The sequence below is a fragment of the Niveispirillum sp. GW835-FHT14G11 genome (genome assembly GCF_058793615.1).
In genome coordinates this window covers 256168-280434 of sequence record NZ_JBXAFZ010000003.1, presented here as the reverse complement: position 1 = coordinate 280434, position 24267 = coordinate 256168, and the positions used below count along the sequence as shown (strand labels likewise).

Here is a 24267-nt window from a genome sequence, read left to right as displayed (position 1 = left end):
CTCACTCATACACCGCGTAATATTTCCGTGCCGGCTCCAGAATCTCCCACACGCCGGTGAAGCCGGCGGGCATGACGAATGCGTCTCCGGCGGCAAAGCGGCGCTTCGACCCGTCATCGCCCGTCACCACCACCACGCCGTCCAGCAGCTGGCAGAACTCGTTTTCCGTGAACACCACGCGCCAGGACCCGACCGCCCCGGTCCAGATGCCGCAATTGAAGCGGCCATCGGCGCTGCTGAACCGGTTGCTGACGCTTTGCACCGGGTCGCCGGACAGGATGCGGTCCTGAGCCGGGCGGTAGGTTTCCGGCTCAAGGCCGGCATCGGCAAGCGCCACCAAGGCGGGGAAGGGGGGCGGGGTCATCATTGTTCTCCTATCGCCTGTCCTTGAAGAAATCGCGCAGCAACCCAGCCGCCCGCGCCTCCCCGAAGCCGCCATAGGCGTCGGGCGCGTGGTGGCAGGTCGGTTGCTGGAAGTAGCGGGGGCCATGGTCCACGGCCCCGCCCTTGGGATCATAGGCCGCGAAATAGACGCGGCGCAGCCGGGCGAAGCTGATGGCGCCCGCGCACATGGCACACGGCTCCAGCGTGACGTATAGGTCCAGGCCCGGCAGGCGCGGGCTGCCCAGGGCCGCTGCCGCCTGCCGGATGGCCAGCATTTCCGCATGCGCCGTGGGATCGGCCAGTTCTTCCGTCCGGTTGCCGGCGGCACCCAGGATGGCGCCCGTGGCGGGATCGACCACCACGGCACCCACCGGCACCTCCCCGCGTGCGGCGGCCTGCTCCGCTTGCGCGAAGGCGATATCCATGGGGGAGGGGGCGCTGGGCGGGTCGGTGGTCATGATGCGCGCAAGGCTGCATGGGACGGTCGCGCCCGTCAAGGCGGGGGTCTGCTTGCGGCCATCCGGTTTCGCGCGTAATCTCCGCGCCCATGTCCCAGAATTCATACGACCCTTTGCGTCAGGTATCGGTCAACGCCGTCGCCGACGAAACCGATAGTGATGCCACGCCCGAGCTTGCCGGGGGTGAACGCATCGCCAAGCGGCTGGCCCGCGCCGGCGTCTGTTCCCGCCGCGATGCCGAACGCTGGATCGCCGACGGGCGCGTGCGCGTCAACGGCGTGACCCTGGAGAGCGCCGCCTTCCTGGTGCGCGACGGCGATCGCATCCAGGTGGACGGCCAGAATGTCGGGGAGCCGGAACCGACCCGTCTCTGGCGCTATCACAAGCCGGAAGGGCTGGTGACGACGGCACGCGACGAGAAGGGCCGGGCCACGGTGTTCGACCACCTGCCGACCACCATGCCGCGCGTCATTTCCGTCGGCCGCCTGGATCTTTCCTCCGAAGGGCTGCTGCTGCTGACCAATGACGGCGCCCTGGCCCGTCATCTGGAACTGCCATCCACGGGCTGGCTGCGCCGGTACCGTATCCGCGTGCACGGGGTCCCGACGCCGGAAACGATGCGCAAGCTGGCCGATGGTGTCGTCGTCGATGGTCTGGCCTATGGCCCCATCGAGACGGTGATCGACCGCACCGTCGGCTATAATTCCTGGCTGACCGTGGGCCTGCGCGAGGGCAAGAACCGTGAGGTCCGCCGGGTGTTCGAATGGCTGGGCCTGCCCGTCAGCCGCCTGATCCGCGTTGCCTATGGCCCGTTCCAGCTGGGCAAGCTGGAGCGCGGTGCGGTGGAGGAGGTGCCCAATCGCGTGTTGCGCGATCAGATGCCGGGCTTCTTCCCGGCTGGTGCGGAACTGCCGGTGGCGACGCCGCCCACGCCGGGTGCCGCCCCGCGCATGCGCTATGACCGCCTGCCCAAGGCCATGGCCGCGTCCGCCCCGTCCAGCGCCACCAAGGGCAAGGCCAAGCCGTCCGCCGCCAAGGCCCGCGACAGCGTGGAACGCCTGATGGGGGGGGGGCGCAAAGCCGCTTCCACCGTGCCGAAGAAGCCCGCCCCGGCAGCCCGGCTGGAATCGGAAGTGCCCAAGGCCGCCCGCCGTGGTGCGGGTGCCGAGTTGAGCGAGAGCGCGCGCCGCGCCGTGGCCAAGCTGGACCGTGCCTTGTCCGGCGCCGACATCCCCGATGACGACGCGCCGGCGCGCCGTCCCGCCAAGGCCGCGCCTAAGCGCCCACCGGCCGCCGTCGCCGCCCCGGCCAAGACCCCTCGTCCGTCTGGCGCCAGCAAGCCGGCGCCCAAGGGGGCCCCGCGTGCGGATCGTCGCCGGTAGGCATCGCGGCCGCCGGCTGGAGGCCCCCACCGGCCGCGACGTGCGTCCCACCAGCGACCGCACCCGCCAGTCCCTGTTCAACATCCTGGCCCATGGCGACTGGATGGGCGACGGGTCGGACGTGCTGGAAGGGGCGGATGTGCTGGACGCCTTCTGCGGCACCGGCGCCCTGGCGCTGGAGGCGCTGTCGCATGGTGCCGCTCGCGCCGCCTTCCTGGACAAGGCGCGGCCATCGCTGGACGTGGCGCGGCGCAACGCCGAGATGCTGGGGGAGGGGGCGAATTGCCGTTTCATCCTGGGCGATGCCGCCCGGCCGTCGGCAGCCCCCTTCGCCGCGCGCCTCGCCTTTCTGGACCCGCCCTATGGCCAGGACCTGTCGTCGCCCGCCTTGACCGGCCTGTCGCGGGCCGGCTGGCTGGCGCCCGGTGCGCTGGTTATCGTGGAGGTGGGGGCCGACGACGTCTTCGCGTCGCCCGAAGGGTTCGAGACTCTGGACGCGCGGGACTATAGCCAGGCGCGTATCCATTTCCTGCGCTATCTGGGCTGATTCAGGCGGCGATCATCGTGGGGCTGGCGATCTCCACCCGGTCGCGCCCGGCCGTCTTGGCGATGTAGAGGGCCTGGTCGGCGCGGTCGAGCGTCTTGTCCAGATTGAGTGCGCCGGTATCGCAAGTCGAGGCGGCCAGTCCGATGGAGACGGTGACATGGCCGTGCGGCGAGCCTGTATGGCGGATGCCCAAGGCGGCCACGGTGGTGCGGATGCGGTCGGCCACGGCGGTGGCACCCGACAGGTCGGTCTGGGTCAGCAGCACGGCGAATTCCTCGCCCCCGATGCGGGCCACCAAATCGCCGCCCCGCGTAACGGACCGCGTGACCGCATGGGCGACGGAGCGCAGGGTGGCGTCGCCGGCGCCATGGCCATAGGTATCGTTGAACGACTTGAACAGGTCGATATCGATCATCAGAACGGCGGCATCATGCTGGGTGCGGGTGGCCCTGGCCTCCTCCCGCCGCAACGTCTCGTCGAACATGCGGCGGTTGGGAATGCCGGTCAGCGGGTCGGTGGTGGCCATGCGTTCCAGCGTGGCGTTGGCCAGGGCCAGGGCCGTCTGCGCCTGGGTGTGGCGTCTGGATTCACGATGGAACAGCGCGATCAGGCTGATGATGCCGACAATCAGCGCGGTGGTGGTGATACTGATCGTCCAGGCCTTGGTCTGCCAATGCGCTTGGATCGTGTCCAGCGATTGGGCCATCTGCACCCGCATGCTGGACCCCTCCACCGCCGTGGAAACGACCAGCCGCGTGCCGGACACGTCATCTGCCGACTGATAGACGGCCAGCGGTGAACCGGCGGCCGCCGCGACCAGCGGGTCATTCCGCAGGTCGCGGCCTACGGCATCGGGGTCTCGGGGTTGGTGGGCCATGACCACGCCCTGGTCCAGCAGCAGGGTCAGGGTGGTGCCCTTCTCCAGCGACAGGTCGGCCATCAGCTCATCGAAATAATCGAGCAGCATGGAGGCCACGACCACGCCCTTGAACGATCCGTCCGGATTGTTCAGCCGCATGGACAGTACGATCACCTTGTCGCCCGAGGTGGCGGACACCATCGGCCCCGTGATCAGCAGGGCGGGATCATCATTTTGCTGGTGATAGGTGAAGTAGGGACGCCAGGCCCGGGTTTGTCCCTTGATGCCGTTGCGGCCGGATTCGGCGATGATGGTGCCATTTTCATCCGTCACGAACAGCACGCCCAGCGCCTTTGGGGCCGCCGTGTGGGAGAACAGTACAATATCATGCAGGTCGGGGGGGACGCGTTTGAATGCGTCGGAGGTCACCGTATCGCGCAGGGACGACAGTACGAAACGGAACAGGTCGACATGCCGGGAGACATCGCGTGCGATGGCACTGGTCAGGTTGATGGCGGATTCCTGCGCCTGGATTCTTGTATTGTCCCGGTCATGCAACAGCTGCAGGACGATGATCAGCGCCAAGGCCAGTGACATCACCACGCCCAGCGACAGCCCCAGCCATTCCGCGCCGCGCCGTCGGAGGCGTGGAACGGGGGTAGCCTCCAGGGCCGGTGGGGTGGAAAACAGGTCATTCATGCCTGCAAGCATACCGGGAGATGCTTGCTGCCGCATCGCGGCGGACTAATACCAGCGGATAGGTCTGGGTTATGCCGTCAGAACAGGCTGCCTTGCGGACCGCCGGTTGTTTTCCGCGCCGTCCGGACCGATTTCGGCGTGGGCGGTTGTGCCGCTCCACCATCGCCAATGACGGCGGCGCGTTCGCCATCCTGGAAGGCGATGGCCACCTGCTGCCCGTCGGCCAGGCCCGCCGCGTGCGTTACCGGATGGCCGGCCGCATCCGTAACCAGGGCGAAGCCGCGCGACAGCACCCCGCGGTAGGATACGCTCTCCAGCAGCCGGGCCAGTTGCGCCAGCCGGTCGGTACGGGTCGACAGGGCGGCCAGATGGGCCCGTTCCATGCGGGCCGGCAGGTCCGCCAGCCGGGTTGCGCCCTCCGCCATGGCACGGCGCAAGGCCCGATCGGACAGGCGGTCGGCGATGCGGTGGTAATGGCCCTCCGACAGGCGGATGGAGCTTTCCAGCCCCGTGCGCAGGGCCCGCGATGCCCCGTCCAGACGCGTGGCGGCCAGCCGCAACGCCTCGCGCGGGTGGCGCAGTTTCAGGCCCAGCTGACGTATGACGGTACCCCGCCGTTCGATGCCGGAACGCATGCACAGGATCAGCCGTTCGCCCCGGTCATCCAGCCGCTGCGCCAGCCCGTCCAGCAGGCTGCGCGGATCGCCCAGGCCGCGCGCCAGCCCCTGCACATAGGTGCGGCGCTGGTCCAGGGCACGGGTCATGGCCCGGTGCAGCCGATGCTCGTCATCCAGCACCTGGCTCAACAGTTCCGCCCGTACCGGCACGGCCATTTCCGCCGCCGCGGTGGGGGTCGGTGCCCGCCGGTCAGACGCGAAGTCGATCAGGGTCGTGTCGGTCTCGTGCCCCACAGCGGAGATCAGGGGGATGCGGCTTTCGGCCGCCGCCCGCACCACGATCTCCTCGTTGAAGGCCATCAGGTCTTCCAGGCTGCCGCCGCCGCGCGCCACGATGATCAGGTCGGGGCGCGGCACAGGGCCGCCCGGTTCCAGGCTGTTGAAGCCCTGGATGGCGCGGGCCACCTGGGCGGCCGCCCCCTCACCCTGCACGGCCACCGGCCAGAGCAGGACAGGGCGGGGGAAGCGGTCGGCCAGCCGGTGCAGGATGTCGCGGATGACCGCGCCGGTGGGGCTGGTGACGACGCCGATGACGCGCGGCAGAAAGGGCAGGGGCTTCTTGCGCTCCGGATTGAACAATCCCTCCGCCGCCAGCCGCCGCTTGCGCTCCTCCAGCATCTTCAGAAGCGCGCCCTCACCGGCCAGTTCCATGCTGTCGATGACCAGCTGGTACTGCGAACGGCCGGGATATGTCGTCAGCTTGCCAGTGCAGATCACCTCCATCCCTTCCTCCGGCCGGATGGACAGACGGGATGCGGTGCCTTTCCAGCACACGGCCTCGATCACGGCCGCATCATCCTTCAGGCGCAGGTACAGGTGGCCCGACGAATGGCGCTTGGGCTGGCTGATCTCGCCGCGCACGCGGACATAGCCGAAGGCATCCTCCACCGTGCGCTTCACCGAGCGGGCCAGGTCGCTGACCGTCTGTTCGGGAAGGTTGGTGCCGGGGCGGGTGGGGGCTGGGTCGGAGAAAAAATCGCTCATGGTGGCGCGATCATAGGGGTGGCGGCAGGCATCGGCAATGCTTCACGCCTTGACCATGGCACCACGCACCAGACCATGGATGAAGCTCAGCTTGCGCCGCACCGGATCGGGCAGGGCGAAAGGGTACAGGTCGGCCATGCCCATGGATCGGTTCAGCGTGTTCAGCGCCACGGTCAGCGGCACCCAGGCCGACAGCAGCCGTTCGGCCCGCCGCACGCGGTAGGGATCGAAATCGACGGCAGCGGACAGGTCCCCCTCCTCGTCCACCGCCGGCTCGATCCGCACGCCCAGGGCGCCGGCGCTTTCCAGCGTGTCGACCATATGCAGGTAATGGGCCCAGGTTTCCGCCCAATCTTCCCATGGGTGCATGGTGGCATAGGCGGAGACGAAGGAATCCCGCCAGCCGGGCGGCGGGCCTTCCTTGTAATGCCGCTTCAGCGCCTGGCCGTAATCCTGCCGTTCGTCGCCGAACAGGGCGCGGAAGGGTTCCAGGGCTTCGGTATCGCGGACCAGCAGGTCCCAGTAGTAATGTCCCACCTCATGCCGGAAATGGCCCAGCAGGGTGCGATAGGCTTCGCCCATCTCCGTCCGGGTCTTCTCGCGCGCCGCGTCGTCGGCCTCCGTCAGGGCGATGGTGACCACACCGTCGGCATGGCCGGTGATCACGCGGTCGTCGCTGTCGGGATCGTCGGCCAGGAAGTCGAAGGCCAGTGGCTCCGGATGGCCGTCGCCGGGTGCCGGATGCGGCAGGCCCAGGCGGCGGATGGTATAGATCAGCCGGCGCTTGGCCGCCTCGATCTTCTGCCAGCTGGCATGCTGCGCCGGGTCCGTCAGGTCGGGCACCGTGCGGTTATGCTGGCAGGCGGGGCAGAAGGCGGGGGCGTCATCCAGATCATCTCCGTCGGCGACGGGCACCATCCAGTTGCACGCACTCAGTTCCCAGTTGCGGCAGAAGCGCCAGCGCGCCGCGTCACGCGCCACACCCTCCGGGCCGGGTACCTGCCAGCAGGCGCCATCGGCCTCCACCGCCGCCATGCGGTCTTGTTCCGGCAGATAGCCGACCGACCGGCCGCAACGCAGGCAACTGGTATTCTCGAAATGCAGCGCCTGGGTGCAGCATTGGCATTGAAACAGCTTCATGGGCGGGTGTCCTTGGCAAGGGCTGCTGCGGCAACGCCGCCGGGGCGTTGGGGGTTCCGGATCGTACCGCAATCCGGCCCAGCACTCTCCCGCCTTGCCGCCGGCCCGATCTGCCCATAAAGTCGCCGCGCAAACCGTCACCCCACACCCGTGAGTTCCTCTCCCATGCGTATGTCCAGCTACTTCCTGCCCACGCTGAAGGAAACGCCGTCGGAGGCGCAGATCGTCAGCCACCGCCTGATGCTGCGCGCCGGCATGATCCGCCAGACTTCGGCCGGCATCTATGCCTGGCTGCCGCTGGGCTGGAAGGTGTTGCAGAAGGTCAGCCAGATCGTGCGGGAGGAGCAGGACCGCGCCGGGGCGCAGGAACTGCTGATGCCGACCATCCAGTCGGCCGATCTGTGGAAACAGTCGGGTCGGTACGAGGCCTATGGCAAGGAGATGCTGCGCATCACCGACCGCCATGACCGCGAGATGCTGTTCGGCCCCACGAATGAGGAGATGATCACCGACATCTTCAAGACCTTCGTGAAATCCTACAAGGACCTGCCCAAGAATCTCTACCATATCCAGTGGAAGTTCCGGGACGAGGTGCGCCCCCGCTTCGGCATCATGCGCGGCCGTGAATTCCTGATGAAGGACAATTACTCCTTCGATCTGGATGCCGAAGGCGCGCGCCTGTCCTATCGCCGGATGTTCCTGGCATATTTGCGCACCTTTGCCCGCATGGGCATCAAGGCCATTCCGATGCGTGCCGATACCGGCCCCATCGGTGGTGACCTGTCCCATGAATTCATCATCCTGGCCGATACCGGCGAAAGCCAGGTGTTCTGCGACAAGGCCTGGCTGGACATGGATGTGCTGGCCGACAACCCGGACGCCCATGGCGACCTGAAGGATTTCTTCACCAAATACACCAGCATCTATGCCGCGACGGAGGAGATGCACGACGCCGCCAAGGCGCCGACCGATCTGGTGACGGCGCGCGGGATCGAGGTGGGGCACATCTTCTATTTCGGCACCAAATACTCCGCCCCCATGGGTGCGGTGGTGACCGGCCCCGATGGGCAGCCGGTGACGGTGGAGATGGGGTCCTATGGCATCGGCGTGAGCCGCGTCGTCGCCGCCCTGATCGAGGCCAGCCATGACGATGCCGGTATCATCTGGCCCGACCAGGTGGCGCCGTTCAAGGTGGCGCTGATCAACCTGAAGGTGGATGACGAGGCCTGCCGCACCACCTGCGACGATCTCTACGCCCGCCTGAACGCTGCCGGCGTGGACGTCATCTATGACGACCGCAACGAGCGACCGGGTGCGAAGTTCGCCGATATGGACCTGATCGGCATCCCCTGGCAACTGACCATCGGCCCCCGTGGCCTGAAAGCCGGCACGGTGGAACTGAAGCGCCGCGCCACCGGTGAGAAGCTGGAACTGTCGTTGGAAGAAGCGCTGGCCAAGGTGATGGCGTAAGCGGCGTCTCTGGTTTGGTGTGATGGAAGGGCGGCGGTGCCGATGGTGCCGCCCCCTTTTTCATTGTGGGCAAATCTGATGCTACTCGATATGCTTCCACCAGCGGGAGTGGTGATTTTCTTTGCAGCCGGGAATTTCCGCAGGGGTGTACCGTGCCACGCATCTGCAATAGATTGAGTCTTTTCATTTTCCTGCCCCTTCTTACAGCATGTTTTTTTTCATGCTCTCCCGCCCAGGCTGAAGACTGTTGGGCGCAAGTGGCCGACACTGCGGATTCAGGCGTGACAGTTACGGTTGGCGGTGCTGAACAGGTAACGGTTCAGCAAATACTGGCGCGGGGGCAGGAGATAACGCCGCCCATGATGATCATGAAGGCGTTGGCCGGTATCGATCATTTCATTGATCATCCGCGAGAATGCCTGTCCGTATACACGGATTCGCTTCAGCTCCTGGAGAAATACATCCTTGCCAAGGACATCGACAATGCCGCCGAATGGAAGAAATATGTTGGAGAGCCCTGGTGGGTGGCACCATCGGCGCGCCTGAAACAAGTCCGGGAGAAATCTGAGGCCCTCATCTCTGCTGGGGGCATCGACGGCATTCCAGACATGATTTGGAATATCGAATCCGCCTCAGAAGGATCGGTGTTCAGGGCGATTGTTTCACTATTCGATCCCGACGACCTCTCCAGGATCACCGTGTCATGCAAGACTCTACGGGCCAGCGCCTTCTGGCGCTCTGTCATGGTGACGAGGATGGAAGGCGTCTATGAGGTCGTCGTCCTGAACGAGCAAAGTTGCACGTTCGAGGACTTCAACCTTCAAAATGCGATCCGTTATCGAGAAAATATAAATCGCACGTTTGGTGAAGGCTGGGGTGCCATCCACCGAGCGATCGATCAAATCCTCAAGGATCCATCCAGATACGTACGGGACCCCTGGCCGGGCAAGCCGCTTTGGCCCTATTTCAGCGCATGGAACTGGTTGAAATGGCGGGAGGCCGAACGCCTCGGCCTCAGTGCCGGGGACGAGTTGGCCGACTTCTTCCAGTCGGTAGGGCTTGAAGAGCACGATGCCCGCGCGGCGGCCGGTAACGCTGTCGTATCCCTGCTGCCCGTGGCGACATCGCTGCCCATCCCCGAACAGGATATCAGGGTGATTATCCTGCGCGGTGGTTCTCTGGATGAGATTGCAAGGGCGTATGAGACGCGGCGTGCAGGCAGCTTCGATGGCGAGGGGTACCGGTATCTTGATACCCACTACTACGGTCTAAGGGACCTTTGCCCGTACAAGTCTTCACATGACGAACCCTGCGCGTACGATCTCTACTATGATGCCGATTATCGCTGGGCGGAACATCTCAGGCTAATCGGCACGCCGGACCCCCCGCTGCTGATCGCGGTGCTTCGTCCGGAGGCGACAGCGTGGCTGCTGGATCGGGGCGAAAATATCGAGCAGACGAACCAGTTTGGGAAGACTGTGCTGATGACAGCGGCGCATTTGAATCAGGAGGAGACGGTGAGACTGCTGCTACAGCGTGGGGCCGAGGTCAATCATCGTACCTATGGGGAGATTTTGGCGGAGCGGCAGTTGGGCGACCCATATAAATATTTCAGCTATATGGAAGATACTGTCCGCAAGCCCCGTTCCCTGCTGCATGCAGGCCGCACGGCTTTGATGTACGCGGCGGAGAATGCCGATAGCGGCACCATCGACCTACTGCTGAAGGCTGGTGCCGACCCTTGCCTGGTGGATAGCCAGGGCAAGTCGCCGGGCGATTATTTCATGGGCTTCAGCAGGGAGGGTTTGCGCAAACAGGGTTCCGGCAACATCCGCGTCACCGACGAAGGGGAGCGTCGGCGCTTGGATGAGGCGCTGTACTGCCCGGTGGAGAGACATGTCGGCCCGCCACTGTTCGTCTCGCCGCAGGAAGAAGGCGAATAACCGCCCTCATTGTTTTGGCACCCGGAATGCCGCCCTGGCCTTCGCCGCTTCCTCCCGGATCACGCAGCCCTCTGCATGGTCGTTGATCAGGCCCATGGCCTGCATGAAGGCGAAGATCGTGGTGGGGCCGACAAATTTCCAACCGCGCTTCAGCAGGTCCTTGGACAGTTTCACCGAGGTGGGGGAGGTGGAGGCCGATTGCGGCACCCCATGTTCGCCCGGCGGCGGCTCATGGCGCCAGAAATACGCGGCCAGCGAGCCCTCCGTGGCGATCAGGTCCTGGGCGCGGTGGGCATTGTTGATCGCGGCTTCGATCTTGCCGCGATGGCGCACGATGCCGGCATCGGCCAGCAGCCGCTCCACATCCGCCGGCCCGAAACCGGCGACGGCATCGATGTCGAACCCGTGAAAGGCGGCGCGGAAATTCTCCCGCTTGGCCAGGATGGTGCGCCAGGACAGGCCCGACTGGAACCCCTCCAGGCACAGTTTCTCGAATAGCCGCCGGTCATCGGCCACGGGGAATCCCCATTCCGTGTCGTGGTAGTGCGGAAATTCCGGTGCCGATGCGCACCAGCGGCAACGGAGACGGCCATCGGGGCCGGGCAGGGTCTTGTCCATGATGACGGCTCCGTCAGGCTGCGCGCAGGAAGCCCAGCCGGTCATCCAGACGACCGGGGGCGATGGTGTGGATGTCGGGGGTGACGATCCCTTCGATCACAAAGGGATCAGCGGCGACACGGGCCGCGATCGCTGCCGCATCGGTGCCATGGGCCAGGATCGCCCCACCCTGACCGGCGTCCAGACCGCCGGCCAGCAGAAAGACACCATCCTCGAAGCCTTGCCGGACCCAGGCATTATGCGCCTCCATGAATTGCGATGCGCGCACCCTGTCTCCCGTGAAGCGCAGGAAGATGATGAACATGCGATGCTCCCTCATTGATTTGCGGGTGGTCCAAGCCGGGCCAGCCAGTCGCGCATCGCCGCCACCTCCCGCTGGATGAAGGCGCCATCCTTGAAGGCCGTGGCCAGCGTCGCCACACCCTGGCTGCGGCCCAGCAGGTGCAGCGCCAGTTCATCGGCATTGCCCCCCTGGCCCAGGGCTGTGAACTGCCGGGCCAGCCATGTCCGGAACAGGGTGAAGAGGCGGGCGGCATCGGGCAGGGCGGCATGGTCGAGCTTGGCGAGTTCGTTCGACAGGGTGCCGACGGGGCAGCCATGGGCCATGATCTTGGCCTGATTGGTGATCAGGATATGAATGAAGCGGGCGATCCGCGCCGCCGGCCCGTCTGCGTCGGCCTCCCACACATCCAGCATGGCCTGGGCGGTCGCTAATCGTCGGTCGATGACGGCGGCCAGGATCTCGTCCTTAGCGCTGAAATGATAGGTCAGGTTGCCCCGCGCGATCCCCACCGCCGCCGCAATATCCGCCAGCGACGTGTGGTCGAACCCGCGCTGATAGAACAGCGCGTCGGCGGCTTCCACGATATGGGTGCGGGTGTCGGACATGATGGTATTTAGGGTGATTGACCTAAATTGAAATTAGGTCGATTGACCTATATTCGTCAAGTCCTGTTGATCGCGCTGAAGCCCCCGTACCGACACCACCCTTCCGCCCACGCCCCATTTCCGCCTATAAGCAAGGCTAGACCCATGGCACCCCCACCCCGTATCCAGGGCCCCGATGATCTTCACCCCCTTTGAGCGCATGGTTGCCTTCCGTTACCTGCGGGCGCGGCGGCAGGAGGGGACGGTGTCGGTGATCGCCGGCTTTTCCTTCATCGGGGTGGCGTTGGGGGTGGCCACCTTGATCATCGTCATGTCGGTGATGAATGGCTTCCGGGCGGAGCTGGTCAGTCGCATCCAAGGTGTGTCGGCCCATGCCGCCGTGACGGTCGCGGGCGGCGGGCCGCTGACCGACTATGCCGGCCTGATGGACCGCCTGCGCGCCGCCCCCGGCGTGGTGCAGGTGATGCCGGTGGTGGAGGGCCAGGCCCTGGCCACCGTCAATGGCCGCGCCGTCGGCGTGAAGGTGCGGGGGCTGGATGTGGCGGATTTCCAGGCCCGGCCCATCGTGGGGCGCAGCGTGATCCGCGGCCTCTCCGACCTGGGCGAGGATGGGGTGGCGCTGGGCTTCACCCTGTCGCGGTCCCTGGGCATTTCGGCGGGCGGCACTGTCACGCTGATCAGCCCCAAGGGCACTGCGACCGCCTTTGGCACCATGCTGCGGCGCAAGGAATTCCCCGTCTATGCCGTCGTCGATCTGCGCATGCCCGAACAGGACGGCACATTGATCTATATGCCGCTGCCGACGGCCCAGGCGTTTTTCCGCATGGGCCAGGGGGTCAGCGCTATCGACGTGTTCGTCCGTGACCCACGCGACGTTGGGGCCATGCGTGCCACCCTGGAACAGGCGGCGGGACCCGGCTTCAAGGTTACCGACTGGCGCCAGTCCAACCAGGGGCTGGTGACGGCGCTGGGGGTGGAGCGGGTGGCGATGTTCATCGTGCTGACCCTGATCATCCTGGTGGCCAGCTTCAACATCGTCTCCTCCATGGTCATGCTGGTGCGTGGCAAGGCGGCCAGCATCGCGATTTTGCGCACCATGGGGGCAGAGCGGGGCAGCATCTCCCGCATCTTCCTGCTGGCCGGTGCGTCCATCGGCGCCATGGGCACCCTGATCGGCTTTCTGCTGGGCTGGGTGCTGACGGAGAATGTGCAGGCCATCGGTCATGCGCTGGGCCGGATACCGGGGGTGGGCGGCTCGCAGATGCTGGTGTTCCTGACCACCCTGCCGGCCATCATCGATTGGGCGGAGGTGGCGTTGGTGGTGGCTTTGGGCCTGTTCCTGTCGGTGGGGGCCACGATTTATCCTGCCCGCCGGGCGGCTTCGATGGACCCGGTGGAGGCGCTGCGCCATGGCTGACCGTTCCCGCATGTTCGGCGCGCTGGAGCGCTGGATCGCCTTTCGCTATCTGGGGGCCCGGCGACATGAGGGGTTCATCTCCGTCATTGCCGGTTTCTCCTTCCTGGGCATCGCGCTGGGCGTGGCGACGCTGATCATCTCGTTGTCCGTGTTCAACGGGTTTCAGCGTGACCTGCTGGCGCGTGTCTTGGGCTTCCAGGGGCATGTCGTGGCCATTGGCGGATCGGGGCCGTTCCCGGCATCCGACGCGCTGCTGGAGGGGGTGCGCACCGTGCCCGGCGTGGTCAGCGTCATGCCCAGCCTGGATGCGCAGGGGCTGCTCTCCTTCCGGGAGTTCGCGGGCGGTGTGCTGGTCAAGGCGCTGCGACCGGCCGACATGGCGGCCCGGCCGGCCTTCGCCGGGTCGCTGGTGGAGGGCACGCTGGCGGACGGCGACGGCATCGCCATCGGCAAGCGCATGGCGGAACAGGGTAATATCAAGGTCGGCGACCGCGTCACCCTCCTGTCGCCCAAGGTGGACGGGCAGGGCGGGTCACCGCGGTCGCGCGCCTTCACCGTGGTGGGAATCGTGGCGCTGGGCGTGTCGGAGTTCGACAATACGCTGGTGCTGATGGATCTGGCCACGGCCCAGGATTTCTTCGAGGTGGAGGATAATGTCACCGCCATCGAGGTGGATTTCACCGACCCGGCCCTGGCGCCGCTGGCCGTGTCCGACGTGGCCCGGCACCTGCCCGGCAGCCTGTTCGTGCGCGACTGGCAGCAGGTGAACGGCGCCTTCTTCGGGTTTATCGAGACGCAGCGCAACGTCGTCTCCCTGATCCTGGGGATGATCGTCGTGGTCGCCGCCTTCAACATCATTTCGGGCATGATCATGATGGTGCAGGACAAGGGGCGGGAGATCGCCATCCTGCGCACCATGGGGGCAGGGCGGGGCACCATCCTGCGCATCTTCCTGATGTCGGGTGCCTCCATCGGCATGGCCGGCACAGCGGCGGGGCTGGCGCTGGGTCTGGCTTTGTCCGGCCATATGGAACAGTTGCGCCAGTTGGTGAAGGCGGCGACGGGCATCGATCCGTTCAATTCGGACATCTATTTCCTGTCCTCCTTGCCCTCCTTCACCGATCCGTGGCAGGTGGCGCAGGTGGGTCTGGCCTCGGTGGCATTGTCGCTGCTGGCCACGCTCTACCCCTCCTGGCGGGCGGCGACGCTCGACCCCGTCGATGCCCTGCGATACGAGTGAACCATGGCTGATACCGTCCTGCGCCTGACCGGCATCCACCGGTCCTTCACCCAGGTGGAAAGCAAGCTGCATGTGCTGCGCGGCGTCGATGCCGCCATCCAGGCGGGGGAGATGGTGGCCCTGGTGGGACCCAGCGGGGCCGGCAAATCCACGCTTCTGCACATTGCGGGATTGCTGGAACCGGCCGACCAGGGCGGGATCGAGATTGCGGGGCAGCGGGCCGATGGTCTGTCGGATGCCCAGCGCACCGCCATCCGCCGCGACAAGATCGGCTTCGTCTATCAGTTCCACCACCTGCTGCCGGAATTCACGGCGGAGGAAAACATCACCATCCCGCAGATGCTGGCCGGTGTGGCGCGCGACCGGGCGCGTGAGCGGGCGCGGGAATTGCTGGGCCTTGTCGGCCTGGGCCCCCGCGCCGGCCATCGCCCGGCCAAGCTGTCGGGCGGCGAACAGCAGCGTGTGGCCATCGCCCGCGCATTGGCCAACCGCCCGCGTCTGCTGATCGCCGACGAACCGACGGGCAATCTCGACATGCATACCGCTGAGACTGTCTTCGCGCTGTTTGCCGATCTGGTGCGTGGCCAGGGGCTTGGCGCTCTGGTCGCCACCCACAATCTGGATCTGGCGCGGCGCATGGACCGGATCGTGGAGATGCGCGACGGCGTGCTGGTCGGGGGCTGATCCATGGCAAGCCTGCCCGATATCCCTTTGCCCGCCGGATACCGGGCCGACTGGGTGCTCTCCTACCATGGCCGCGACCCGGACGGGCTGTCGGAACGGGTGGTCGGCAACATCATCACCAAGCTGCTGGCCCCCGCCGGCCGGGCCATCCGGGTGGAGATCACGATCCACCCGTCCCATGCCACCCTGGCCGCCGATCCCGCCGATGTGACCGACGCCGAAGCCATCAGCCTGTCGGCGTCCGCCGCCCGCATGCTGGGCGTGTCGGGCGATGTCTCCGGGCTGGAGGCGCTGGCCGCGCGGGATGAACAGGTGGCCCGCCTGCTGTCGCGCTGCGGCCCCGGCCTGCGTCTGGCGCAGACGGCCAGCGTGTTCGAGGCCATGTGCTGGGCCATCGTCGGCCAACAGGTCAATCTGCGCTTCGCCGGTCAGTTGCGCCGGACCCTGATCGAACTGGCGGGCATTCCCCATGCGTCGGGCATGAAGGCCCACCCGACCCCGGCCGGCATCGCGGCATTGGACCCGGACCTGCTGGGCACCCTGAAATTCTCCCGCTCCAAGGCCGCCTATCTGATCAATGCCGCGCGCAGCGGCATCGATTTCGAAGGGCTGCCCAATGGCGATGCTGCTGCGGCAGACGCGGCGATGACGGGGGTGAAGGGTATCGGGCCCTGGACCCGTGCATATGTGCTGCTGCGCGCCTGCGCCTTCCCGGATGTGGCGCCCATCGGCGATGCCGGGCTGGCGGCCGCACTCCAGAATTTCCACGGGCTGGACCACCGGCCGACCATTGCCGAGCAGGAGGCGCTGATGCGCCCCTTCGCGCCGTGGCGCAGCCTGGCCACGGCGCATCTCTGGGCCGGGTGGGCTTAACCCAGTTCCGTGAAGGTCAAGGCAAGATTTAGCGGATAACCATCGTTCAGATAATGCAGCAGCGGGTTCATTCCCGTGGGGATCATATCTGCATAGCTCTGCTGATAGGCGCTGATATCGAACCAGCGTGAAGGGTCGCGCCCTTCCTTCCAGCCATATTGTGCGAAATGGGTAAGGGCGTCGGTGTAACCCGCCGTCACCGCAGCGGCCACGTCGGGATTGCTGGCCAGATACCAGTCCGTGTCGAACAGGATGTTCGGGTCGCGCCCCTCCCGTGCTCCCCATTGCTTGTAATGGGTCCAGGCATCGGTGATCACCCCGTCGCGGACGGCGCGGGCCACGTCAGGGTTGGCCAGCAGATAGTAATTGCTGTCGAACATCGCCAGCGGGCCATTGGCCAAGGCGGGCGAGGCGCGGTGTTCCCTTTGCCCGAAGGCCAGGAAATGTTCCTCCCCGTTCTTGAAAATGCCATTGGCGACGGCGGAGGCCACGTCAGGGTTCATGGCCAGATAGGCGGTATCATCGAACTGGGCATGATCATAGGGCTGAACCGTTGACCGGCCCGTCGGTGCAATCAGCGGCAGGATGATATCGTCGAAGATGCCGATCTCGACCCCGTTGAGCCTGTCGGTGCCTTCACCTGTGGTCCGGTGGTCGAAGACCTGGAAAAGGACATTGCCGCTGGCATCCGTTCCCTGGGTATAGCTGATGACGAAGGCGTTACCTGGCGGTGCAGTGAAATAGGCGGCGTCGATCCCGTCTCCGCCCTGCAGAATGTCATTGCCATCCCCGCCGATCAGCAGGTCGCCGCCCTTTCCGCCGATCAGGCTGTCCTCGCCCAACCCGCCGCGCACAATGTCGTTGCCATCACCACCGGTCACGGTCTGGGACTGGTATTGCGCCAGGATCGATAGATCGTAGCCCTGCACGAAATCGTTGCTGGTCAGGCTGCTGGCCTGGACATTCTTCAGCCGGGCCAGCACGCCCCGGTCCGCATTGTTCCAGGACAGGCCGCCCGCGTCGGGGTCGAGCGTGATCAGCGTGTCCGCCCCGTCCTGTTCCAGGCGGAGATACCGGCCGAAGGGATTGCCGCCCTCGAACCCGGCGATGGTGCGGATGATGACGTCCAGGTCGATCTTGTCGCCCTGGGCCGCGCTGAAATCCGTGATGACCGTGGTGTCTACGCCGTAATATTGCCAGGAACCGGCATAGGGCCGTGTGACTCCGCTCAGAACGAAGCGGTCTGCGCCTGCCCCCCCTGTCATCTGGCCTGACGTGACCAGCAACACGTCGTTGCCGTCGCCACCATCTACCGTGGCCCCGCCCGCCGTGATCGTGTCATCGCCGGCCTCACCGAAGAACTGGGCGCCGCCGCCGCCGGTCATCGTGTCATTGCCGGCCCCGCCGCGAACCGTATGCTGGCCGATGCTGTTCAGCGTGTCATTGCCGTTGCCGCCCAGCAGCAGGCCGCTGCCATCCAGGGTATCGTCGCCGTCACCACCATCCAGGGTGCCGTTGCCCTCAAGCTCGTCATGGCCGTTGCCGCCCAGCAGTAGGCCGTTGCCGGAAAGCCAATCGTTACCGGCTCCCCCCTGCAATGTGTCATTGCCGCTGCCGGAGATCAGGCTGTCATTGCCGTCGCCGCCCGACAGGGAATTGTTGCCGGACTTGTCGGAGATGAAATCATCGCCGGCGGCTCCATCAATCGTGTCATTGCCCCAGCCGCCGGCCAGGGTTTCGGATGCCGCCGTGCCGGTCTGCGTGCCGTCGACACGTTTCACATCGCGGGTCGGCACCATGCCACCGGCAAAGTTGGCCGCCGTCAAATCGTTGGCAAAGACACCATTGAGAACGACAAGTGTCTCCCGGCCATAGAACTCACCATACTGAAGCCCGGCACCGTCGCGGTCGAGGGTGATCAGGGTGGTGCCGCCCTGGACGGCCTCGATCCAGAGGTGGGTTCCGAACGGATCGCTGCCCTGCAGCCCGATCAGGTGCGGCAGTATGGCGCTGAGGTCCAGGATGTCGCCATTCGCACCTGCGGTGAAATCGGCTACCGTCACCCGCCAGGGATTTGGACCGTAACCGGTGGCGGACGGGACGATCACGAACCGATCCAGGCCGCTGCCGCCGCTGACGGGGTTGCTGACGTCGCCGCCGGCGACGGTCAGGACGTCGTTGCCATCCTCGCCATAGATCCAATCCAAGCCGCCGGCACCATTGACGGTGTCGTTGCCGGTGCCCCCCCTGACCGTATTGTTGCTCCCTGCCAGGGTGATCAGATCGTCGCCGGCATCCGCCGTGACCAAGGTGAAACTGTTGGCGAATATCTGATCGTTGCCGTCACCGGCATCGATCGTGTCGAAGCCCAGCCCCCCCGACTGCGATGAGCCGATGCCTGCCGACAATATATCGTTGCCGGCCCCGCCGACCAGGCTGTCACTTCCGGCCCCCCCGGACAGGCTGTCATTGCCGTCCAGCCCGATGATCGTGTCGTCATCGGCGCCACCCGTCAGCGTATCGTCGCCGTTGGTGCCCGTCAGAACCAGTCCCGTCGCCATGTTTCTCTCCCGGCTGCATCCGGCAATTTTCAGGAAGCATTAAGTGACTTTAATACCCACTGAAAGGAAGGGGTAGTCCCCATTGGTAGTAGGCAGTAAGCGATTCAGGACAAAGGGAGATGCAGTTTCCGAACTGGACAAGATCGCTCAGATCAGGCCCTCATTGTAATAGACCGCCCGGCCCTCGCCATAGCCGTAGAGCAGGTAATGGGTTAGCGGGTTGATGCCGGTGGCCGCCACGTCGGGATTGTCGGCCAGATACTGGCTGGTGTCGAACCAGCGCGACGGGTCGCGGCCTTCCTTCCAGCCATAGGTGGCGTAATGGGTCAGCGCGTCCATGCCGCTGGCTTTCACATCCTGATAGGTGGAGAGGTACCAGTCGGTGTCGAACAGGCTGTTGGGATCGCGCCCTTCCTTGGCGCCATAGAGCGTGTAATGCGTCCAGGGGTCCATGGACCGGAATGCATCCGACACATCGGGATTCTGGGCCAGGTAGAAGGCGCCGTCGAACAGGACCAGCGTCCCGTCCAGCCGGGGGGGCGCCAGCCGGGCCTCCGCCTGGCCTCGGGCCAGGTAATGCGCTTCGCCGCTGGCATATTCCCCACGCCGCACCGCGTCGGCCACATCCGGATAGAGGGAGAGATAGGCGGCCTCGTCGAACTGTGTATGGTCATAGGGGCGATAGGACGACAGGGACTGGGGAACATGCAGCGGGATCACGCGGTTGGCGAAGATCGCGACTTCCACCCCATAGAGATTGTCCAGGCCATCACCCGTGGGCCGGAAGTCGGAAATGCGGAAATGGTATTGCCCCTCGGACTGCCAGACCTGCTCGATGGAAATCTGCGGGCCGACCAGATCCAGGGTGCCGGTGAAGCGCACCGCGTCGATGCCGGCACCGCCGTCGAACCGGTCATTGTTCCTGGCGCCTTGCAGCAGGTCGGACCCGGCCCCGCCCTGCACCGTCACGGACTGATAGGCGGTGTCGGCCGGATTGAAGTCCTGGACGAAATTGGCCCGGGTCAGGGTGGCCGGATCGACATTCTGCAAGCGGATCAGCGTGCCGGGCTGTGCGAAGATGTAGGGGCTCTGGTTCAGCGGGTCGGCATCGACCAGCAGCAGCGTATCGGCCCCGTCCTTGACCACCTGGAAGAACCGGCCCAGCGGCGTGCCGCCGCCGATGTTCCACAGGTACGGTGTCACCTGCGACAGGTCGATGATGTCGCCGGCGGCGGCGTTGAAGTCGGTGATGGTCACGGTGCTCACGGGCCCGCCGCCGGCCAGATCGTTCAGTCCCGTCGGCACGAACCGGTCCGCCCCCGCCCCACCGGTCAATTGGCCCGCCCTGGCCTGCAGCAGGTCGTCGCCGGCCCCGCCATCCAGGCTGGAGGCGCCATAGACGGAGATCAGCGTGTCATTGCCATCGTCGCCGAACAGCAGGTCATTGTCGCCGGTATTGCGGATGCTGTCGTCACCGGCCCCACCGCGCAGCGTATCGGCAAATTCGTCGCCCAGGCCGGCGAAGATCGGGTCGCCATACCATTGCAAGCTGTCATTGCCGTCGCCACCCTCCAGCGATTCCGCGCCGTTGCTGCCCATCAGCGTATCGCTGCCGGCCCCGCCGGACAGGCGGCCATCGACGCCGCCGGTGATCAGGTCGTTGCCGCCTCCGCCCTCCACGGTGCCGTCGCGGCCGGCATAGAGTGTGTCGTCGCCCTCATCACCGCTGATCCGGTCATACCGGCTGCCGCCACGGACCGTGTCGTTGCCGGACCCGCCCGACAGGCTGTTGGTGCCGCTGGCATCGCTGATGACATCATTGCCGCCGGCGCCGTTGATCGTGTCGTCGCCATAACCGCCGACCAGCGTCTCCCCCGCTGCCGTACCGGTCTGGGTGCGGTCGGAAACGTCGCTGGTGGTGGTCAGGACCAAGCCGCTGGCGAAATTGGCGGCCACCAGGTTGGCGGCCGCGACATTGTTCAGATAGGCCAGCACATGACCGCTTTGCCCACCGCCGGAATCCGCGTCGACGATCACCAGCGTGTCGGACCCCCGCTGGGACAGAGTGATATAGCGTGCCAGACTGTCACCGGGCTGATAGCCCAGCAGGGTGGTGACCACACTGGACAGGTCCAGGACGTCGCCGCCGCTGCCGGTGGTGAAATCCGTGACGGTCACATCGGAAATCGCCGTGATGGTGCCGCTATGGTTGGCAAAGACGATGCGGTCGCGGCCGGTCCCGCCGGTGACGGAGCCGCCGGCCGTGGTCAGCACGTCATCGCCCGCACCGCCGTCCAATGTGGCGCGGATGGCCATCAATACATCGTTGCCGTCGCCGCCCAGGACGGTGTCGTTGCCGCTGTCGCTGATGATCGTGTCGTTGCCGGCGCCGCCATCCAGCAGGTCGCTGTAATAATCCAGGATCGTGCTGCCATCGATCAGGTCGTCGCCGGCTCCGCCCGTCACCTGGTCGTAACCGCCGCCCGGCGTGATCACATCGTTGCCAGCGCCGCCATCGATCGTATCGGAACCGTCGCCGCCGATGATCGTGTCGTTGCCATCATCACCCGACAGCCGGTTGCCGCCGCTGCTGGTATCGGAGATATGGTCATTGCCGGCCCCGCCGGATATCGTGTCCCAGCCCCAGCCGCCCGTCAGCGTGTCGTCACCGGCCGAACCCTGGATGGTTGCATCCGCGCCCTCCGGGCGGGTTACGGGGACGAAGCCCCCGGTGAAATGGCTGGCATTCAGGGCGGTAATCGGCAGGTTGCGGAAGGTGACCAGCGTTTCGGTAGTGTGAAGCGCACCGGCCCCGTCGCGGTCCAGGCGCAGCAGCGTGTCGGACCCGTTCTGTTCCAGCCACAGATAGCGGCCGAACGGATTGCCCCCCTGATAGCCGGTCAGGCTGGACAGGATGGGGGACAGGTCCAGGCTGTCACCCAGAAAGCCCGTGGTGAAATCGGTGATGGTGACCGACCATTGCGGCCCTACACCACCGATGACGAATCGGTCGCGTCCACCGCCACCTGTGGCGATGCCGTCGGAAAGTGTCAGGATGTCGTTGCCGGTCCCGCCGGAAATCGTGCCCTGCCGGGCGGTCAGGGTGTCATCACCCGCCCCGCCATCAATCGATTCCTCGCCCAGGCTGCTGGTGATCGTGTCATTGCCGGCCCCGCCGCGCGCCACATCGATATCGCCGAACTCCCCGGCTGTCAGGTCGATGCGGTCATTGCCGTTCCCGCCATCTGCCGTGTCGAACCCGAAGCCGCCGACCAGACTGTCATTGCCATCGCCGCCGGACAGGCTGTCATTGCCGGACAATCCCGTGATCGTGTCGTCCGCGCTTGTCCCGACCAACACATCATCCCCGACGGTTCCTGTCAGCACAGCCATGGTCCCACCATTCCCTGTTCCGTGTCGCTTGTTGGAAACAACACGATACGCGAACAGGGTGTCAATTATGAACGCGCTTGGGTGTTATGACGGACGGGCAGGGGCCGGGGAAATCCTGCCATAAATTCGCCGCGGGCAGGGCGCAGCCTGTGATTATGAACGATGTTCCAATTCGGAACATGCTTCCTGGTGGTGAGGCGATCATGGCTTTGCGTGATGTTGGCAAATTGGCGGTGGCAGCTGTCCTGGCCCTTTCCCTGGCTGTGCCGCCGGCTGTGGCGGGCGACTGGGATCGGGATGGCCGTGACCGCGACCGCCATGACGACCGGGATCGGGGGCGTGACCACGACCGCTACAACGGGCCCGACCGCCGGGATGATCGCGGCCGCGGCCCCGGTTATCACTATGGTGCGCCGCCGCCGGGCTGGTACGACCGCGGCGGCTATCCGGTCCGGCACTGGGATGTGCCGCCGGCCCGCCGCCGCGTCTATCGCGATGTGGTGGTCGTCCGGCCCTATGGTCACTGGTATGGCGGCTATGGCCATTACCGCCGCGATAATGACGCGCTGGCCTTCCTGGGTTTGACGGCCATCACCCTGCTGGCGCTGAATTCCCTGAATGAGTCCCAGCAGCGCGCGCATGAGGATGCGCAGATCCGGGCCACCACCGCCCCCATCGGCCAGCCCATCATCTGGTCCGACGGGCAGGCCACCGGCACGGTCACCAGCCTGCGCGAGGGGCGCACGCCCCAGGGCGCCTATTGCCGCGAGTTCCAGCAGCGGGTGACCATCGGCGGCCGGACGGAGGATGCCTATGGTACCGCCTGTCAGCAGCCCGACGGGTCCTGGCAGGTGGTAGGCTGAGGATCAGGGGCTGAGCGATGCCAGCTCGGCCCTTACCTCCGTCACCTGCAGCGGGCCGCGTCCCGGCGGGACCGCCTCACCGGGCTTGCAGCCCTCATCCATCAGGAAGCGTAGCTTCAGGTCGGGATGGGTGCTGTTGAAGGCGTGGGAAGGGACGGCACCGTCGAACCACAGGATGCCGTTTTCCGCCGGCGGCGGCGGGGTCCTGGGATCGATCATGATCTGGGCCACGAAGGCGGGCCCCGTCGGCACATCGACGATGATATGGCGGGTACCGTAGAAACTCTCTTCCCGGATACCGATACGCAGAGCCACCAGCTCGTCCGCCGTGGGGATGCGCGTCAGCGGCACCTTGCGCCAGGCCGGCCTGTCCGCCGTGACCTCTGTCACGTCCCCGGCCCCGGCCGCCGGCACCGGTGCCAGTATCAGGCCGAACAGAAGCAACAGAACGGCCCGCATGGCAAACCCCGCATCGACGTTGTTGCGATGATGATGCGCGGCAGGATACACGTATGCAATGTAAAAGTTATAGGTTGTGAGCGCGCCAAAGTGGTGGCGCCCATCCGCCGGATCAGGAAAAGCAGAACCCGCCGCGGCCGGGGCCGGGCGGGTTCGGTGCTTTCAGGCGGATGTCGCGGGTGATCGCCCTACTTGAAGGCGATGCCCACGACCTCATAACTCTTGGAGCCGCCTGGAGTCGTCACCTCGACGCTGTCACCGACCGTCTTGCCGATGAGGGCGCGGGCCAGCGGGCTGGTGATGCTGATCAGGCTCTGCTTGATGTCGCTCTCATCCTGGCCAACGATCTGATAGGTCACCTCTTCATCGGTGTCCTCATCAGCCAGCGTGATGGTGGCGCCAAACTTCACGGCATTGCCGGACAGTTTGGTTGGCTCGATCACCTCGGCCCGGCTGATCTTGTCTTCCAGCTCCATCACGCGGCCTTCGATGAAGCTCTGCTTCTCCCGTGCCGCATGATATTCGGCATTCTCGGACAAGTCGCCATGCTCGCGGGCTTCCGCGATGGCCTTGATCACCGCTGGACGCTCAATGCTCTTCAGGTGCTTTAACTCATCCTGCAGCCGGTTATACCCCCGAGCCGTCATGGGAACTTTTTCCATCGTGCCCTATCCCAGTAAAGGTAGCCCAGAAACAAAATAAGCCTGTCGGGGCGGCGTCCCGCCCCG

21 protein-coding genes are annotated in these 24267 nt (G+C 65.7%); 9 read left to right on the top strand and 12 right to left on the bottom strand.

The features are described from left to right. Position 1 precedes the first annotated feature (1 nt). On the bottom strand, positions 2–364 hold the full coding sequence (locus AC1Q7F_RS07635) for a cupin domain-containing protein (RefSeq protein WP_492505393.1): 363 nt from the start codon (positions 362–364) through the stop codon (positions 2–4). Between the two features lie 10 nt (positions 365–374). Beyond that, complete coding sequence (locus AC1Q7F_RS07630) at positions 375–842, bottom strand: nucleoside deaminase (RefSeq protein ID WP_492505391.1); 468 nt, start codon at positions 840–842, stop codon at positions 375–377. Positions 843–931: 89 nt separating this feature from the next. Between AC1Q7F_RS07630 and AC1Q7F_RS07625 the strand changes: the two genes are divergently transcribed. Next, complete coding sequence (locus AC1Q7F_RS07625) at positions 932–2224, top strand: pseudouridine synthase (RefSeq protein ID WP_492505389.1); 1293 nt, start codon at positions 932–934, stop codon at positions 2222–2224. Next, positions 2205–2771, top strand: a complete 567-nt coding sequence (locus AC1Q7F_RS07620) for an RsmD family RNA methyltransferase (RefSeq protein ID WP_492505387.1) — start codon at positions 2205–2207, stop codon at positions 2769–2771. The genes AC1Q7F_RS07625 and AC1Q7F_RS07620 overlap by 20 nt, the downstream gene beginning before the upstream one ends. 1 nt (position 2772) lies before the next feature. Here AC1Q7F_RS07620 and AC1Q7F_RS07615 read toward each other — a convergent pair whose 3' ends face one another. From AC1Q7F_RS07615 to AC1Q7F_RS07605, 3 genes are all read right to left on the bottom strand, one after another. After that, positions 2773–4329 carry a sensor domain-containing diguanylate cyclase gene (locus AC1Q7F_RS07615; RefSeq protein WP_492505385.1) on the bottom strand — a complete coding sequence of 519 codons (1557 nt, stop codon included), beginning with the start codon at positions 4327–4329 and terminating at the stop codon, positions 2773–2775. Between the two features lie 77 nt (positions 4330–4406). Continuing rightward, positions 4407–5990, bottom strand: a complete 1584-nt coding sequence (gene xseA / locus AC1Q7F_RS07610) for an exodeoxyribonuclease VII large subunit (protein WP_492505383.1) — start codon at positions 5988–5990, stop codon at positions 4407–4409. Positions 5991–6032: 42 nt separating this feature from the next. After that, on the bottom strand, positions 6033–7130 hold the full coding sequence (locus AC1Q7F_RS07605; protein WP_492505381.1) for a zinc-binding metallopeptidase family protein: 1098 nt from the start codon (positions 7128–7130) through the stop codon (positions 6033–6035). A gap of 165 nt (positions 7131–7295) precedes the next feature. On the opposite strand from AC1Q7F_RS07605, the gene proS reads away from it, so the two are divergent. Together proS and AC1Q7F_RS07595 are read left to right on the top strand one after the other, a co-directional pair. Beyond that, positions 7296–8600, top strand: a complete 1305-nt coding sequence (gene proS / locus AC1Q7F_RS07600) for a proline--tRNA ligase (protein WP_492505379.1) — start codon at positions 7296–7298, stop codon at positions 8598–8600. 359 nt (positions 8601–8959) lie between these two features. Further along, entirely contained in the window at positions 8960–10543 is a 1584-nt protein-coding gene (locus AC1Q7F_RS07595) for an ankyrin repeat domain-containing protein (protein ID WP_492505378.1), read from the top strand. A 6-nt stretch (positions 10544–10549) separates the two neighbouring features. On the opposite strand, the gene AC1Q7F_RS07590 is transcribed toward AC1Q7F_RS07595, so the two are convergent. From AC1Q7F_RS07590 to AC1Q7F_RS07580, 3 genes are read right to left on the bottom strand one after another with little or no spacing between them, the layout of a single operon-like run. Then, a complete protein-coding gene (locus tag AC1Q7F_RS07590; RefSeq protein ID WP_492505376.1) occupies positions 10550–11161 on the bottom strand; it encodes a DNA-3-methyladenine glycosylase I in 612 nt (203 codons plus the stop codon). Positions 11162–11174: 13 nt separating this feature from the next. Then, positions 11175–11465 (bottom strand): YciI family protein, encoded by a 291-nt coding sequence (locus tag AC1Q7F_RS07585; RefSeq protein ID WP_492505374.1) that lies wholly within the window; start codon positions 11463–11465, stop codon positions 11175–11177. 11 nt (positions 11466–11476) lie between these two features. Continuing rightward, positions 11477–12049 (bottom strand): TetR/AcrR family transcriptional regulator, encoded by a 573-nt coding sequence (locus AC1Q7F_RS07580; RefSeq protein ID WP_492505372.1) that lies wholly within the window; start codon positions 12047–12049, stop codon positions 11477–11479. Between the two features lie 175 nt (positions 12050–12224). On the opposite strand from AC1Q7F_RS07580, the gene AC1Q7F_RS07575 reads away from it, so the two are divergent. The 4 genes from AC1Q7F_RS07575 to AC1Q7F_RS07560 are packed head-to-tail and all read left to right on the top strand — an operon-like array spanning position 12225 to position 16263. Continuing rightward, positions 12225–13466, top strand: a complete 1242-nt coding sequence (locus tag AC1Q7F_RS07575; protein WP_492505370.1) for a lipoprotein-releasing ABC transporter permease subunit — start codon at positions 12225–12227, stop codon at positions 13464–13466. Then, on the top strand, positions 13459–14706 hold the full coding sequence (locus AC1Q7F_RS07570) for a lipoprotein-releasing ABC transporter permease subunit (protein ID WP_492505368.1): 1248 nt from the start codon (positions 13459–13461) through the stop codon (positions 14704–14706). Before AC1Q7F_RS07575 ends, AC1Q7F_RS07570 begins: the two co-directional genes overlap by 8 nt. 3 nt (positions 14707–14709) lie before the next feature. Next, positions 14710–15390 (top strand): ABC transporter ATP-binding protein, encoded by a 681-nt coding sequence (locus AC1Q7F_RS07565; protein WP_492505366.1) that lies wholly within the window; start codon positions 14710–14712, stop codon positions 15388–15390. A 3-nt stretch (positions 15391–15393) separates the two neighbouring features. Beyond that, complete coding sequence (locus AC1Q7F_RS07560) at positions 15394–16263, top strand: DNA-3-methyladenine glycosylase family protein (RefSeq protein WP_492505364.1); 870 nt, start codon at positions 15394–15396, stop codon at positions 16261–16263. Here AC1Q7F_RS07560 and AC1Q7F_RS07555 read toward each other — a convergent pair. Beyond that, entirely contained in the window at positions 16260–18824 is a 2565-nt protein-coding gene (locus AC1Q7F_RS07555) for a calcium-binding protein (RefSeq protein WP_492505362.1), read from the bottom strand. The two genes, AC1Q7F_RS07560 and AC1Q7F_RS07555, sit on opposite strands and share 4 nt — an antisense overlap. 147 nt (positions 18825–18971) lie before the next feature. Continuing rightward, on the bottom strand, positions 18972–22217 hold the full coding sequence (locus tag AC1Q7F_RS07550) for a beta strand repeat-containing protein (RefSeq protein ID WP_492505360.1): 3246 nt from the start codon (positions 22215–22217) through the stop codon (positions 18972–18974). A 203-nt stretch (positions 22218–22420) separates the two neighbouring features. Here AC1Q7F_RS07550 and AC1Q7F_RS07545 point away from each other — a divergent pair, with 203 nt between their 5' ends. Beyond that, positions 22421–23080: an RT0821/Lpp0805 family surface protein gene (locus AC1Q7F_RS07545; RefSeq protein WP_492505358.1), complete on the top strand. Its 660-nt coding sequence runs from the start codon at positions 22421–22423 to the stop codon at positions 23078–23080. 3 nt (positions 23081–23083) lie between these two features. On the opposite strand, the gene AC1Q7F_RS07540 is transcribed toward AC1Q7F_RS07545, so the two are convergent. Beyond that, positions 23084–23539 carry a hypothetical protein gene (locus tag AC1Q7F_RS07540; RefSeq protein WP_492505357.1) on the bottom strand — a complete coding sequence of 152 codons (456 nt, stop codon included), beginning with the start codon at positions 23537–23539 and terminating at the stop codon, positions 23084–23086. Positions 23540–23727: 188 nt separating this feature from the next. Further along, the gene (gene greA / locus AC1Q7F_RS07535; protein WP_492505355.1) at positions 23728–24201 is read right to left on the bottom strand and encodes a transcription elongation factor GreA; all 474 of its coding nucleotides are present in this window, start codon (positions 24199–24201) and stop codon (positions 23728–23730) included. Positions 24202–24267: the final 66 nt, after the last annotated feature.

Coding starts and splice junctions, on each gene's coding strand:
- AC1Q7F_RS07635 (WP_492505393.1), bottom strand. CDS start 364: ATGACCCCGCCCCCCTTCCCCGCCTTGGTGGCGCTTGCCGATGCCGGC.
- AC1Q7F_RS07630 (WP_492505391.1), bottom strand. CDS start 842: ATGACCACCGACCCGCCCAGCGCCCCCTCCCCCATGGATATCGCCTTC.
- AC1Q7F_RS07625 (WP_492505389.1), top strand. CDS start 932: ATGTCCCAGAATTCATACGACCCTTTGCGTCAGGTATCGGTCAACGCC.
- AC1Q7F_RS07615 (WP_492505385.1), bottom strand. CDS start 4,329: ATGAATGACCTGTTTTCCACCCCACCGGCCCTGGAGGCTACCCCCGTT.
- xseA (WP_492505383.1), bottom strand. CDS start 5,990: ATGAGCGATTTTTTCTCCGACCCAGCCCCCACCCGCCCCGGCACCAAC.
- AC1Q7F_RS07605 (WP_492505381.1), bottom strand. CDS start 7,130: ATGAAGCTGTTTCAATGCCAATGCTGCACCCAGGCGCTGCATTTCGAG.
- proS (WP_492505379.1), top strand. CDS start 7,296: ATGCGTATGTCCAGCTACTTCCTGCCCACGCTGAAGGAAACGCCGTCG.
- AC1Q7F_RS07595 (WP_492505378.1), top strand. CDS start 8,960: ATGATGATCATGAAGGCGTTGGCCGGTATCGATCATTTCATTGATCAT.
- AC1Q7F_RS07590 (WP_492505376.1), bottom strand. CDS start 11,161: ATGGACAAGACCCTGCCCGGCCCCGATGGCCGTCTCCGTTGCCGCTGG.
- AC1Q7F_RS07585 (WP_492505374.1), bottom strand. CDS start 11,465: ATGTTCATCATCTTCCTGCGCTTCACGGGAGACAGGGTGCGCGCATCG.
- AC1Q7F_RS07580 (WP_492505372.1), bottom strand. CDS start 12,049: ATGTCCGACACCCGCACCCATATCGTGGAAGCCGCCGACGCGCTGTTC.
- AC1Q7F_RS07575 (WP_492505370.1), top strand. CDS start 12,225: ATGATCTTCACCCCCTTTGAGCGCATGGTTGCCTTCCGTTACCTGCGG.
- AC1Q7F_RS07570 (WP_492505368.1), top strand. CDS start 13,459: ATGGCTGACCGTTCCCGCATGTTCGGCGCGCTGGAGCGCTGGATCGCC.
- AC1Q7F_RS07565 (WP_492505366.1), top strand. CDS start 14,710: ATGGCTGATACCGTCCTGCGCCTGACCGGCATCCACCGGTCCTTCACC.
- AC1Q7F_RS07560 (WP_492505364.1), top strand. CDS start 15,394: ATGGCAAGCCTGCCCGATATCCCTTTGCCCGCCGGATACCGGGCCGAC.
- AC1Q7F_RS07555 (WP_492505362.1), bottom strand. CDS start 18,824: ATGGCGACGGGACTGGTTCTGACGGGCACCAACGGCGACGATACGCTG.
- AC1Q7F_RS07550 (WP_492505360.1), bottom strand. CDS start 22,217: ATGGCTGTGCTGACAGGAACCGTCGGGGATGATGTGTTGGTCGGGACA.
- AC1Q7F_RS07545 (WP_492505358.1), top strand. CDS start 22,421: ATGGCTTTGCGTGATGTTGGCAAATTGGCGGTGGCAGCTGTCCTGGCC.
- AC1Q7F_RS07540 (WP_492505357.1), bottom strand. CDS start 23,539: ATGCGGGCCGTTCTGTTGCTTCTGTTCGGCCTGATACTGGCACCGGTG.
- greA (WP_492505355.1), bottom strand. CDS start 24,201: ATGGAAAAAGTTCCCATGACGGCTCGGGGGTATAACCGGCTGCAGGAT.